This window comes from Vibrio sp. bablab_jr001, from assembly GCF_016464285.1.
In the GTDB taxonomy this organism is placed as follows: domain Bacteria; phylum Pseudomonadota; class Gammaproteobacteria; order Enterobacterales; family Vibrionaceae; genus Vibrio; species Vibrio fluvialis.
Map to the genome: position 1 here is coordinate 279,499 of NZ_JACDWZ010000102.1, position 13,358 is coordinate 292,856.

The window sequence follows — 13,358 nt, forward strand, 5'->3', positions numbered from 1 at the left end:
CTGCTGTTAGCGCCACGTCAACGTGCGTCATTGTGTGATTTCTATCTATATAATCAGCGGTAAAACGCCGCGCTAATTCCGTGATTGAGCTAAAGTAATTGTTAAAAATACATAATATTTCATGTACTTTAGACGCTCATTCATTTTAACGCCGGAATAAACAGTCGTCCGAGTGCAGCGTTAACCACAGGGAAAGGTCCAAGGGAACAATGCCAGCGCCAATGCCCCCCATTTATAAAAATCTGCTCAATATTCTTTGGCTGCCCCTCATTATTTTCGCCTTAGGGTATCTGGTGGCGTCCTATCTGGATAGTCAACAGCAACAGCAAAATCACCAGACAATTCAGCGTGAGCTGGACGCTCGTCTCAAACAAATTAGCGAAGGTGTGGTCGAACGAGTCACGCTGTATCAGTATGGTATTCGCGGCGTACGTGGCGCTGTGATGACCTCCCGCCTCGAAAATTTTGATTACGCACAAATGCAGGCTTACACCAAAACCCGCGATTACCCATTGGAGTTTCCTGGTGCGCGTGGTTTCGGTTTTATCCGCTTTATCCTGCCCGACCAAAAAGACGACTTTGTGGCCAAGGCACGCGCTGATCGTCCTGACAACAGTTTTGATATTCGCACGCTGACGGCGCACAACGACAGCCTGTTTGTGATTCAGTACATAGAGCCGGAAAACCGCAATAAGCAAGCAGTGGGGCTGGATATCGGCTCCGAATCGATGCGACGTGAGGCAGCGCTGAATGCCGCTCGATTTAACGAAGTGCGCCTTACTGCCCCCATCACTTTGGTACAAGCCAGCAAGAAAACCAAACAAGGCTTTCTGATCCTGATGCCGATTTACCAGCACAACGAAGTGCCGGCACGTATCGACCAGCGCTTGCAAGAGCTGGCAGGCTGGAGTTACGCGCCGATCTTAATCGATGAAGTGCTCAGCTCCGTTTCAGGGCTAAATGATGATGTCACACTGAGCATTTCCGATATCACCAATGGTTCGCCGCTGCCGTTTTTCTCACGTGGCACCGATGATGCCACTACCTCATATAATACTCAGCAGATCATCTGGTTGTTCGGACGCGATTGGTCACTGAATCTAACCGCAAAACAAAGCTTTATTGACTCATTGCCTTTGCCTGCTAACGAATATATCTATCGTGAAATTCTGGGCAGTACGCTGGTCATGATGCTGATCGTATTCAGTATCCAATTGATTGCCATGCGCCGAACGCAAGCAACCAAACACAAAGCAGAGCTCGCACTCGCAACGGAAAAAGCGCTCAAAGAAGCCAACGCCCTCCTTGAATTGCAAGTTATCGAACGTACCCAACAGATGGCGAAAATTAACGCCTTGCAACGCACCATTCTCAGCAGTGCGGGCTATGCGATCATCGCTACCGATCTCGATGGTATTATCACCGTATTTAACCCTTCAGCGGAAAAGTTACTTGGCTACACCGCCAAGGAAATGATTGGTGTCAGCACCCCTTCACGTTTTCATCTGATGGAAGAAGTATCCGCGCGCGCAAAACAGTTGTCTTCAGAGCTAGGTGAGAATATTCAGCCCGGATTTGATGTATTTGTAGCAAAAGCACGCCTTGGATTCGTCGACATCACCCGCTGGACCTACGTACACAAAAACGGCCATCACATTCCAATCCGCCTTATCGTCAGTTGCCTGCTGGACGATAACCAGGAGCCGTTAGGTTACCTCGGCATCGCTGACGACCTAACCGACATGCTACAGCGCGAAAAAGAACTGGCAGAAGCCAAGGAGCAGGCGGAACAAGCCAACCGCGCTAAATCAGACTTTCTGGCCAACATGAGTCATGAGCTGCGCACGCCGATGAATGCGATTTTGGGACTACTGCAAATCGCGCAGAATACCGATCTCAACAAACAGCAGCGCGACTACCTCAACAAGACGCAAAATGCCGCGCAATCCCTGCTGGTGCTGCTTAATGACATTCTCGACTTTTCGAAAGTGGAAGCCGGAAAAATGGAGATCGAACAGCAACCATTTTCTCTGCCGGAACTGATGCACGAAACCGGCATTCTGCTCTCATCTAACCTGCAACACAAACATCTGGAGATCATCTATCAAATAGATGAAGACGTGCCTTCGTACTTGGTTGGTGACAGCCTGCGCCTGCGCCAGATCCTGCTCAATCTGGCGGGCAATGCGATTAAGTTTACCGAAGAAGGCGAAGTGAAAGTCGCCATCAGCACGGTTGAACACACCGCTGATCACTACGTTTTGCGTGTCACCGTTACCGACACCGGCATCGGCATGACGGACGAGCAGCAAAGCGTGATCTTTAAAGGCTTTAGCCAGGCCGAATCGTCCATCAGCCGTCGCTATGGCGGTACTGGGCTGGGTCTGTCTATAGTGAAGCATCTGGTCAGCCTGATGGATGGTACGGTCGAGGTAAAAAGCCAGCTAGGCGTCGGTAGTGAATTTAGCTTTACGGTCAGTTTGGGTTGCGTTGAAGAGTGGAAGTTACCCGAACCAGCGGCGGCACTGCCTAATGGTCTCAATGTTCTGATCGTGGAAGACAACAACACCGCGCGTTTGATTTTCGATGATCTGCTCAAGCGGTTCGGCTGCAAGGTGACTTCCGTGGCGGATGCCGAACAGGCTTTGCCTCTGATTGAACAGGCCGATGCGAACCTTCAGCCGTTTGACCTGCTGTTTATTGATTGGAAACTGCCGGGCATGGATGGGTTAAGTCTGACCCAGACAGTGCGCAGCCAACTCACGTTGAAAAAGACACCACAAGTAGTGATGGCAACTGCGTTTGGGCGTGAGCTGCTGGATGAACATCTGGAAGATACTCAATCACTGCTTGATGCGCTGCTGGTGAAGCCAGTAACGCCTGATATGGTGAAAAATACCCTGTTGGACGTGGTCAATAACCGCAATAAGCCACGTGATGAACAACTTGGTTATAAAGCCCAGTCACAAGCTTTGCTTGGCCTGAAACTGCTGTTGGTGGAAGACAATTCAACCAACCGTCTGGTCGCCACCGAGCTTCTCAGTCAGCAAGGGGCTACCGTTGTAGAAGCGGAGAGCGGCACCGAAGCACTGGCGGCCCTCACTCAACAAGAATTCTCATTGGTACTGATGGATGTACAGATGCCTGGGATGGATGGTTATGAAACCACGCGCCGTATTCGTCAGATCCCGCATTTTGCTGACTTACCGATTCTGGCCATGACCGCGAACGCGATGCCAGAAGACAAAGTCGCTTGTCTGAACGCTGGCATGGACGATCATATTGCCAAACCTTTCCACATTGGCGAAGTGGCAGAAAAAATTCTGCAATACACCAGTCAACTGTCGCCGCCGGAAGAACACAAAACGGAAACTGAGACTAAGTTGAAGGACCTGACTCAGGCTGCTCTGCAATATGGTGAAACTCAACATATTGATGTGATGTCTGCAATTGAACGCCTTGGCGACACAGCCATCTACGCTCGCGTAGTACAGCAATTTGCCGATGATATTCAGCAGGCTATTCCTCAGTTCCAACAGCAGGAACTTCCCGCCAAAGAGGCGCGTTTGCTCTACCACAGCCTGAAAAGCGGCGCAGCCAGTTGCGGTCTGACCTCACTAGCACAGAAACTGCAGCAAGCCGAACAGTATTGTGCGCAAGACCCAGATAGTGTCATTCCGCGCAACAGTAGCCTACTGGCCGAAGTATTGGTTGCACGCTCAAAACTCAACAATCTTTATGAGCTGCTCACGGCGGACAATGAGAAATCGACTGAAACCGCAGACGAAATTCCGGAACTGGATTCAAAAATCGAGCAACTGGTTCATTATCTGAAGACGTCAAACATGGCGGCGATGAGTTTATTTGATGAAATTTCCGAGCAACTTCAATATATTGATGCATATCAGACAGCGGAGCTGTCTACTCATATGCAGAATCTGGCGTTCGATCAGGCGGCTGCAATCCTAGGACAAATTAAAAAGACAAAAGGCTTAGCCGATGCATCATAACTCTTTCTCCCCAGAGTTAATGACAGAACCCAAATTCACCGTGTTAGTCGTCGACGATCAGGCGACCAATATTCAGTTGATCTACCAGCTTTTGAAGAATGAGTACGACGTCCTGATGGCCACAACTGGCCAGCAGGCGATCGCCGTGTGCCGCGAGCACAAACCCGATCTGATTCTGATGGATGTATTGATGCCGGATATCAACGGCTGGGAAACGTGTAAGATTCTCAAGCGCGATCCGGACATCGCCACCATTCCGGTGATTTTCGTCACCGCCCTGACTGATCAGGATGATGAAAATGCCTGCTGGGACGCGGGTGCGGTCGATTTTCTGCAAAAGCCAATCAACGCCAATACTCTCAAACACCGCGTCCGCGCGCACCTGACCTTGAAACATCAGTCGGATTTGCTGCGCTCACTGGCTTATGTTGATGGCCTGACCGGCATCAGTTCGCGTCGCCATTTTGATCAGTATATGGAAGCTCAGATGGGCCATGCGTTTCGCAAGCAGGAAAGCTTAGGTGTGCTGTTGATTGATATCGACTTTTTCAAGCAGTACAACGATCGCTACGGCCATATCGCGGGCGATGACTGTTTGCGCCAAGTGGCGCAGAGTCTCAAACAGAGCTGTCTGCGCTCGGCGGACATGGTGGCCCGTTATGGCGGAGAAGAGTTTGTGCTGGTACTGCCCGATACCAATGAGAGAGGTTTGGAACGTATTGCTCAGCGCATCAAGCAGCAGCTTGAACAAGAAGCGATTGCCCACATTGGTTCTCCGACCTCGCTGCTGACGGTCAGCGCTGGCGGCGCGGTTTACTTACCAGGAGAGCTGCCTGACGACGCCGAAGCGATGCTGATACTGGCAGATACCATGCTCTACAAAGCCAAAGCGGAAGGTCGAAACCGCAGTTGCATCGAAGTTTTGCACGCCGAAGTGTTGTAGTCCGCTTGCGCGAAATCCGCACGCTACGTGACATTGTCACGCCGAATGATTCAACTTTCCCCTCATTTCCTGCCTAGAGACAAAAAATAGCCACGGCGAAACGTGGCTAAAACTCACAGCAGTTAGGAAATTTGAATCAGGCAATCCACTCTTCCAGCGAAGTGCGGGTCAGCATCAATCCAGCACGTAGGCCCGGGCGGACACCGCTGTTCGGGAAGATCAGCCATTCCTGATCCTGATGAACGCGGTATTCCGTGTCACCATCTTGCGCCAGCAGTTCACCCCGTTCAAATGCGGTAAAGTTCTCGACGCTTTCGGCGAAATTGAGCCTGAACGCTTCCGACAGTTTCGTCAGTTCCTGACTCACTTTGTACACCGGCATGGCCTCGGCGCTGTTATCCGGCGTGACTTCGTCGCTGACCAGAGCCTGCAACCCCTGCTCGATACCGACAAACTGACTGAGGTCATTTTCGCCAAACGGCAATGCTTTACCCAGTTCCAATGTGCAGCTGTCTGCGCCGCATTGTTGGCTGGAGAAGTAGCTGAACGTCGCGGCAGGTGCATGGTTGATCACCAGCGCTTCGAGGCCCACACGGCGCAGCCATTCGATGGTCGCTGCCGGATAGGTGCCACTGTCGACGTATGGCATCAGACCAAAGCGGACATGGAACGACGGTTTGCGCGCGGTGTGCAGGTCAAAGTGTACACGTTGCGTCTCTGGCGCAGCCTGATAAAACTCGCTCACCAGCGTTTCAATCAGCGCGGCGCGACGGGTTTCATCACACGGCTCATAATTATGATGCTTGCCACTGAACAGACGGTTCATGTCCACATCCAGGTAGCGTTCACCACTACGCAGCGCCGGCAGATTCCCCAGAATCACCAGTAAGCGTACCGCCAGTTTGCGCTCGCCACTGAGCAAATCCTGCACCAGTTGCGCCACAATCTCGACCGGTGCCGTTTCATTGCCGTGAATACCAGCAGAGATCACTACGCTCTTGTCGCACGCCGCTTTCGGCGTGAATTCAATCACGCCGGGCGCGCTACGCTGCCAATGTAGCGCTGGTGTTTCACCTGACTGCGGGGAATAGGCATCCCCCGCCAATGTTTCGTACAGAAATTGCATCATCGCAACCTCTTAGCGCTGGAACGGATAAATTGAACCCAGACCCATGATTTGAGTCAGCTCGTCCAGTGCAGTGCGGTTTTCCACCAGCAATTGTGGGTCCGCCAGATCCGCTTCCGTCAGACGGTCACGGTAGTGTTTCTCAACCCACTGCGTCAGAGACAGATACAAGCCATCGTTCATCAGTGCTTTGGGGTTCGCCGCACGCAATTCGTCGTCGTTTAAGACCACACGCAGACGCAAACACGCAGGACCACCGCCGTTGCACATACTTTCACGCAGGTCGAACACTTTTACTTCGTTGATCGGGCCGCCGCTGGTCACCAGTTCGTTGAGGTACGTCCACACGCGCTCGTTCTTGCGTGACTCTTCCGGTACCACAATCATCATGCGACCGTCGGCTTTGGTCAGCAGTTGGCTGTTAAACAAGTACGTACCGACCGCATCTTCCACCGACACTTTCGCTGACGGCACTTCAATTGGGGTGAATTCACAGTCAAAACGGCCCAATTTGTGACGAATTTCGTCAAACACTTGCGCTTGATGAATAAACGCTTCCTGATGGTGGAACAGCACCGGACCGTTGCTCACCGCGATCACGTCGTTGTGGAACACACCTTTGTCGATCACATCCGGATTCTGTTGCAGGAACACGGTTTGCGATTCATCCAGTTGATGCAGACGCGCCACCGCTTCACTCGCTTCACGGGTCTGACGCGCCGGGAATTTCTGTGGTTCAACCTGACCACCAAACGCCTGACGACCATAAACAAACACTTCCACACCTTGCTCACCGTAGCTGCGGCACAGACGGTTGTGGTTCGCAGCGCCTTCGTCGCCCATCAGGGCTTGCTGAGGCAGCGCCGCGTGGTGCGCAAAGTGGTTCGTATCGGCAAAAATCGCCTGCAGCGCATTGCCAGTGGTGATGTCTTCAATCGAGCGGTGGAACTTGTTGTTCAGGTTCGCCACGGTAAAGTGCACTTTGCGATCCGCCGTGTCGGCCGACGGTGACACCGTCGCCGCGTTTGCTACCCACATTGAGGAGGCCGAGCTCACGTTCGCCAGCAGTTGCGGCGCTTTCTTCGCGGCCTGCGCAATCACTTCGGCATCGGTGCCAGAAAAGCCCAGTTTGCGCAGCGTGTGCACGCATGGACGTTCTTGTGGTGGCAGTACGCCTTGTTTGAACCCCATGTCGGACAGGGTTTTCATCTTTTGCAGACCTTGCAGCGCCGCCACTTTCGGGTTCGCGACTGCATTTTTGTTGGAGGTCGAGGCCACGTTGCCAAACGACAGACCAGCATAGTTGTGCGTTAAACCGACGAGACCATCGAAGTTCACTTCATAAGCTTGTTTCACTGACATAGGGTAATACTCCTTCTCGCCTTTTAGTTAAATTGTAGGCCGGGTAAATGTTTTTCTGGCAGGGTCAGGTGTTCATGTTCCAGTGAAGCCATCGGCCAGGAACAGTAATCCGCTGCGTAGTACGCACTCGGGCGGTGGTTACCGGATGCGCCGGTGCCACCAAATGGCGCGTTGCTGGAAGCGCCGGTCAACGGTTTGTTCCAGTTCACAATACCAGCACGCGCTTCAATCAGCAGTTGTTCGTATTTTTCACGTTGTGGCGAAATCAGGCCGGTCGCCAGACCGAAACGGGTACGGTTCGCCAGTTTGATGGCTTGCTCATAGCTGTCATAGCGAATGATGCTCAGCAGCGGACCAAAATATTCGTCATCTGGCAGCTCGCTGACCGACGACACCTCAAGAATGCCCGGAGACAGCATGGCGCTGTGATCATTGAGCTTTGCCATACGCAGCAACGGCTCAGCACCAAGGCCGATCAGTTTGTCCTGCGCAGCCAGCAGTTGCTCTGCCGCTGCAGTTGAAATCACCGGGCCCATGAATGGCGCCGGATCGTCGTTCCACTGACCGATACGAAGATCACGCGTCACCTCAATCAGGCGACGAATCAGTGCATCACCCTGCGCGCCAGAGCGCACCAGCAAACGACGTGAACAGGTGCAACGTTGTCCGGCACTGATGAAGGCCGATTGCACCACGATGTTCACTGCGGCATCCAGGTTGTCGTATTCATCGACGATCAGCGCGTTGTTGCCACCCATTTCCAGCGCCAGAATCTTCTCCGGCTGGCCGGAAAGCTGACGATGCAGCAGATAACCGGTATTGGCTGAGCCGGTGAACAGCAGACCATCGATATCCTGATGCGAAGAGAGGGCAATCCCGGTCTCTTTTGCGCCCTGAACCAGGTTCAGTACGCCAGCCGGCAGACCCGACTGCTGCCAGATTTCCAGCGTGATTTGCGCCGTCCACGGCGTCAGCTCACTCGGTTTAAACACCACGCAGTTACCCGCAAGCAGCGCGGGCACAATGTGACCGTTTGGCAGGTGGCCCGGGAAGTTATACGGACCAAACACCGCCAGCACGCCGTGAGGACGGTGACGCAGCACGGCCTGACCTTCGGCCATTGCCGTCACTTTCTGCCCGCTGCGTTCGTGATAAGCCTGCACGGAGATCTGCACTTTGTTCATCATCGCCTGCACTTCCGTCAGCGCTTCCCATTTTGGCTTACCAGTTTCCTGAGCAATCACGTCCGCCAGGCGATCGCGCGATTCATTCAGGTTGGCAACAAAACGGTTCAGAATCTCGATACGCGCTTCAAGCTCCATGCGCGCCCAACTTGGGAACGCGTCACGGGCCGCTTGGACCGCTTGATCCACCTGCGCATCGCTGGCCGCATTGCCAGACCAGATGGTTTGCAGATCGCCCGGGTTGTATTTCGACAATGCAGCGCCTTGGCCTTGCAACCATTCGCCGTTAATCAACAGATCATGCGAGGTCATGACGTTTCTCCTTGGCAAACAGCGGCGCAATGCGCACGTGATCGCCATCGCTCACCAACAGCGCTTTCGCCTGCTCTGCCGACAGCACAATTTCCGTCTCGGTGCATGGCTGATTGCCAATCAGCGCGCGGTAGTTCTGGTAGCTTTCGTTACCGATCAGTAAGGTGGTCTCGGTTTCTTCGATGTGCTCAGCAATCACGACTTTACGGGTTTCGAAATCACGCACGATGCGCAGATCTCGGGTGTACGCTTCCAGCGTCGGGCCCGCATCAAAGATGTCGATGTAGCCTTCGTAACGCATGCCTTCACCTTCCAGAATCTTACGGGCTGGCAGCGTGTTTTCATGCACTTCGGCGATCACGGCTTTGGCTTCGTCAGTCAGGAAATCGACGTACAGTGGGTGCTTTGGCATCAGCTCAGCAATGAAGGCTTTCTGGCCGATCCCCGTCAGGTAATCCGCTTCGCTGAAATCAATCGCAAAGAAATGGCGGCCCAGACTTTCCCAGAATGGCGAGTGGCCGTTTTCATCCGACACGCCGCGCATTTCAGCGATCAGCTTGTCGGCAAATTTGTCCTGGAACGTCGCCATAAACAGCATGCGCGATTTTGACAGCAGGTGACCGTTCTTACCCTGGCGGTAATCCGGGTCAAGGAACAGCGTACACAGTTCGCTGTAGCCTGTGTGGTCGTTACTCAGAAACAGTGTTGGCATCTGAGTGTACACGTTCAGTTCTTTGGAGGCATGAACCAGTGTGCCGACACGAAAATCGTACCAGGCTTCCGTCAGGCCAATCGCGACTTCCACGCCGCTGATCCCAACCACTTCACCAGTTTCGGTTTCTTCCAGCACAAACAGGTAACCCTGATCGTGCAGTGGCGCGTCACCTTCCCAAGTTGCAATCATACGTTCGATACGATCGGTCAGACGCGCTTCGTTGTTTGGCAGAGACGTAAATCCTACCCCGGTTTTGGTCGCCAGCTTCAGCAGCGCCTGTTTGTCATCCCTCGTTACCGGGCGAATTACCATCATAGTCCTGATTCCTTGTTCTATTGTTGAAGATGAAAGTGTTACAGCGAGACGATCCACACCGGCTGGCCAGATTGCAGCCCCGCTTCTTCCATCATTCCTTTATCTACACTCAACTGGTTCCCTGACAACGTGCCTTCAGCAATCATAGCGCTGAAGCCGTGCGGACCTTCAAAGCCGACCAAAAACGGCATGCCTTCTCCACCAAGTGGTTGCGCTGCAATTTTGCCGCGCTGCATGCCATGCCACACCGACAACGTATTGCGCGGTGCGGTCAGGATTGGACCTGCATCGAAGATCTCGACGTATTTATCCGGCTCAAACCCTTCGTCGCTCAGCAGCTGGCACTGCAATTCCGCATCCGGGTGAACCTGCCCCATCACCGCTTGCGCTTCCTCATCAATCAGAGGCACATACAGCGGGTGGTGTGGCATCAGCTCAGCAACAAAGGTTTTGTCGCGTGTGCCGTTGTAGTACTCGACTTGGTTGTAATCCATACCGAAGAATTTTCTGCCGACATGCTCCCAGAACGGGGCTCGACCGTTCTTGTCTGCAATACCCGGCAGAACCGCCATCCACTCACTGGCAAAACGAATCGGAAACGCGCTCATATAGAGCAGGCGGCCGAGGGTAATCAGTGAGGGGTAGGTGGTCGCTTTGAGTGAGGGAACCACATAAAACGAGCACAATTGGGAGTGATCACTCAGATCGTGATTCAGCGTCAGCGCATGGATGCGGCTGTGAACATTCAACGCTCGTGATGAGTGGATCAGAATGTCATTGCGAAACGCGTAAAACGGTTCGCGGTAGCCCGCCAGTGCGTTGATCGCTCCCGTGCCCAAAAGGCGTCCGGTGTGTGTCTCTTCCAACACAAAGAAGTAAGACTCTTCTCCCGGACAAATGACGTCCTGCTCAAAGGCGGAAACCGAACGTTCCACTTTTTTCATCAGGTGATCACGCATGGCGGGCAAGGTGCACACCATCGGCCCACTTTCGTGTGCCAGACGCTCGATCTCGTTAAGATCACCCAGGTTTGCAGGACGCAATAAAATCATGATTTATTCCTTATGCGTAAAGGCTTCCAGTGCCTGTTCCAATCGATCCAGACCGGTATCGATTTCGTTGGTTGTGATATTCAGTGCCGGCGCAAAACGAACCACGTTCGGGCCGGCAATCAGCGTCATCAGGCCATGCTCAGCCGCCATGTTGCTGATGGTTTTCGCCTGCCCCGCGTGCTCAGCAGTCAGCTCGCAGCCGATCAACAGACCGAGGCCACGCACTTGCTTGAACACGCCAAGCTTGGCATTGATACTTTCCAGACGCGTAACAAAGTGATCCTGCTTGGCTTTGACCGCTTGCAGGAACGCGTCCTGATTAATCTCGCTCAGCACGGCACCAGCAACAGCCGCAGCCAGCGGGTTACCGCCGTAGGTCGTGCCGTGCGTGCCAACCGACAGCGCCGGGGCAAATTTATCGGTGGTCAGAATACCGCCAATCGGGAAACCGCCACCCAGTGCTTTGGCCGTTGAAAGCACATCCGGCGCCACGCCATAGTGCATGTACGCATACAGGTGTCCGGTGCGGCCAACGCCCGTTTGTACTTCATCGAAAATCAGCACCGCATCGTGCTCATCACACAGCGCGCGCAGGCCTTGCAGAAACTCAGGCGTTGCCGGAACGACACCGCCTTCGCCTTGCATGGGTTCAACGATGACCGCACACGTTTGTGGGCCGATCACCTGTTTCGCCGCATCCAGGTCGTTGAAATCAACGTGGTGAATCCCGCCGGGCAGCGGCGCGAAATCTTGTGAGTATTTTGGCTGACCACCCGCGGTCACGGTAAACAGCGTGCGGCCGTGGAACGCATTACGAAAGGCGACAATCTCGTTCTTATCGCTGCCGTGTTTATCCAGCGCGTACTTGCGGGCCAGTTTCAGCGCCGCTTCGTTCGCTTCCGCACCCGAGTTACAAAAGAACACTTTGTCTGCGAAAGTGCTTTCCACCAGCGTGCGAGCCAGCGCCAGCACAGGCTCGTTGGTGTAGCCATTGCCGAGATGCCACAACTTGTCCGCTTGCTCGGTCAGAACCGCTTTCAGCAGCGGGCTCGCATGACCCAGTGCGTTCACCGCAATGCCGCCAGCGAAATCGATGTATTGTTTGCCTTGCTGGTCGTAAACGGTCGAGCCTTCACCGCGAACCGGAATAAACGGTGCAGGAGAAAACATTGGGATCATGTATTGGTCGAAATCGGTTCTGTTTGGCGTGAGCGTCATGTTGTGTGCCTCGTTGTGTTTTTCCATTGCCACCAGATTACTCAATCGGTTGCCAGAATTCGTTCGGATTTCCGACCAAAACTTATAGATTTTCACACCAGTTTAAACGGACTGGTTTATTAAACGGACTGCTTTAAAACGTTTTGAAGCGTTTTGCCCGCTCATCCCTCGGCGTCATGTCGTAGTGCGCCTTATAGGCCGACGAAAAATGAGGCCCGCTGGAAAAACCGCACATCAGGCCAATCTGCACCACCGATTGGTTGGTGGTTTGCAGCAGATGACGCGCTTTTTTCAGCCGCAACTGCAAGTAGTAGCGCGCCGGCATGGTATCGAGGTAACGCTTAAACAAGCGTTCTAACTGGCGACGGGAAATGTGCACCAACTCTGCCAGTTCATCGCTCGACAGCGGCTCTTCGAGGTTGCTCTCCATCAGCGCGAGCGCCTGTTGCAGCCTCGGTTGCATCTCTGCGCCGCTAGTGACGCGCTGCTTATCACTGCCCGGTCTGACCCGTTCGAGACACAATGCATCTGCCAACGTTTGAATCGTCTCTTCGCTTTCAAAACGGCTGAGATAGGCCAGCAGGCAATCGAGAGCGGCCGCCTGACCGCAGCCGCTGCTGAGGCGTTCACCGAGCACATAAAGTTCGTGACTGAGCGCCAGTTGCGGATAACGCTGCGTCGCCGCATCCAACGTGTGACCATGCCACGCCCACGTCGCGTCCAGCCCGATGCCACTCTCCAGCAGCCACAAGCCGCCGTTATCCAGCGCCAACAGGTGTGAATCACCTTGGGCGGCATACTCCGCCAGCGCTCGTTTGACGTCATCGCTCAACGCCGCTTGTGGCGCATGGCTTGCCAGTACAATCAACAGTTGGCAATCGAGCGCGTCGCTGATGGCCTGTTCGGCATGAAGCGTCAGCCCTGCAGTCATCGTCACTGGCTTATCGGTTTGTTCGGCGATGTAAAAGAGCGTGTATTTTTCTTCGTCCAGAATCTGGTTGATGCAGGCCAGCGACTCAGTGACCGCACCCAGGGTGAGCAGTGAGCAAGGTTGAGGGACATAGAGTCCGATTCTGTGAGGCGAAGAAGATGAGGTCATATCGTGATTACTGTGTTCCATG

General features: G+C 53.7%; 9 protein-coding genes. 2 read left to right on the forward strand and 7 right to left on the reverse strand.

Annotated elements, in window-relative coordinates:
• Positions 1–209: 209 nt before the first annotated feature.
• Together JIG40_RS19390 and JIG40_RS19395 are read left to right on the forward strand one after the other, a co-directional pair.
• On the forward strand, positions 210–4,010 hold the full coding sequence (locus JIG40_RS19390) for a response regulator (protein ID WP_199465890.1): 3,801 nt from the start codon (positions 210–212) through the stop codon (positions 4,008–4,010).
• 19 nt (positions 4,011–4,029) lie between these two features.
• A complete protein-coding gene (locus JIG40_RS19395; RefSeq protein WP_233275433.1) occupies positions 4,030–4,953 on the forward strand; it encodes a diguanylate cyclase in 924 nt (307 codons plus the stop codon).
• A 136-nt stretch (positions 4,954–5,089) separates the two neighbouring features.
• Here the strand turns inward: JIG40_RS19395 and astE are convergent, their stop codons facing one another.
• From astE to JIG40_RS19430, 7 genes are all read right to left on the reverse strand, one after another.
• Complete coding sequence (gene astE / locus JIG40_RS19400) at positions 5,090–6,082, reverse strand: succinylglutamate desuccinylase (protein ID WP_172571489.1); 993 nt, start codon at positions 6,080–6,082, stop codon at positions 5,090–5,092.
• 9 nt (positions 6,083–6,091) lie between these two features.
• On the reverse strand, positions 6,092–7,441 hold the full coding sequence (gene astB, locus JIG40_RS19405) for an N-succinylarginine dihydrolase (protein ID WP_199465891.1): 1,350 nt from the start codon (positions 7,439–7,441) through the stop codon (positions 6,092–6,094).
• A 23-nt stretch (positions 7,442–7,464) separates the two neighbouring features.
• Positions 7,465–8,937 (reverse strand): succinylglutamate-semialdehyde dehydrogenase, encoded by a 1,473-nt coding sequence (gene astD / locus JIG40_RS19410; protein WP_199465892.1) that lies wholly within the window; start codon positions 8,935–8,937, stop codon positions 7,465–7,467.
• The gene (gene astA, locus JIG40_RS19415; protein WP_020329790.1) at positions 8,924–9,967 is read right to left on the reverse strand and encodes an arginine N-succinyltransferase; all 1,044 of its coding nucleotides are present in this window, start codon (positions 9,965–9,967) and stop codon (positions 8,924–8,926) included. The genes astD and astA overlap by 14 nt, the downstream gene beginning before the upstream one ends.
• A 38-nt stretch (positions 9,968–10,005) precedes the next feature.
• Positions 10,006–11,019 carry an arginine N-succinyltransferase gene (locus JIG40_RS19420; protein WP_020329789.1) on the reverse strand — a complete coding sequence of 338 codons (1,014 nt, stop codon included), beginning with the start codon at positions 11,017–11,019 and terminating at the stop codon, positions 10,006–10,008.
• Positions 11,020–11,022: 3 nt separating this feature from the next.
• Positions 11,023–12,237, reverse strand: coding sequence for a bifunctional succinylornithine transaminase/acetylornithine transaminase (locus tag JIG40_RS19425; RefSeq protein WP_024374915.1), 1,215 nt, complete (start codon positions 12,235–12,237; stop codon positions 11,023–11,025).
• Between the two features lie 133 nt (positions 12,238–12,370).
• Positions 12,371–13,357 carry a helix-turn-helix domain-containing protein gene (locus JIG40_RS19430; protein WP_199465893.1) on the reverse strand — a complete coding sequence of 329 codons (987 nt, stop codon included), beginning with the start codon at positions 13,355–13,357 and terminating at the stop codon, positions 12,371–12,373.
• Between the last annotated feature and the right edge of the window lies 1 nt (position 13,358).

Coding starts and splice junctions, on each gene's coding strand:
- JIG40_RS19425 (WP_024374915.1), bottom strand. CDS start 12,237: ATGACGCTCACGCCAAACAGAACCGATTTCGACCAATACATGATCCCA.
- JIG40_RS19430 (WP_199465893.1), bottom strand. CDS start 13,357: ATGGAACACAGTAATCACGATATGACCTCATCTTCTTCGCCTCACAGA.
- JIG40_RS19395 (WP_233275433.1), top strand. CDS start 4,030: ATGACAGAACCCAAATTCACCGTGTTAGTCGTCGACGATCAGGCGACC.
- JIG40_RS19420 (WP_020329789.1), bottom strand. CDS start 11,019: ATGATTTTATTGCGTCCTGCAAACCTGGGTGATCTTAACGAGATCGAG.
- JIG40_RS19390 (WP_199465890.1), top strand. CDS start 210: ATGCCAGCGCCAATGCCCCCCATTTATAAAAATCTGCTCAATATTCTT.
- astB (WP_199465891.1), bottom strand. CDS start 7,441: ATGTCAGTGAAACAAGCTTATGAAGTGAACTTCGATGGTCTCGTCGGT.
- astA (WP_020329790.1), bottom strand. CDS start 9,967: ATGATGGTAATTCGCCCGGTAACGAGGGATGACAAACAGGCGCTGCTG.
- astE (WP_172571489.1), bottom strand. CDS start 6,082: ATGATGCAATTTCTGTACGAAACATTGGCGGGGGATGCCTATTCCCCG.
- astD (WP_199465892.1), bottom strand. CDS start 8,937: ATGACCTCGCATGATCTGTTGATTAACGGCGAATGGTTGCAAGGCCAA.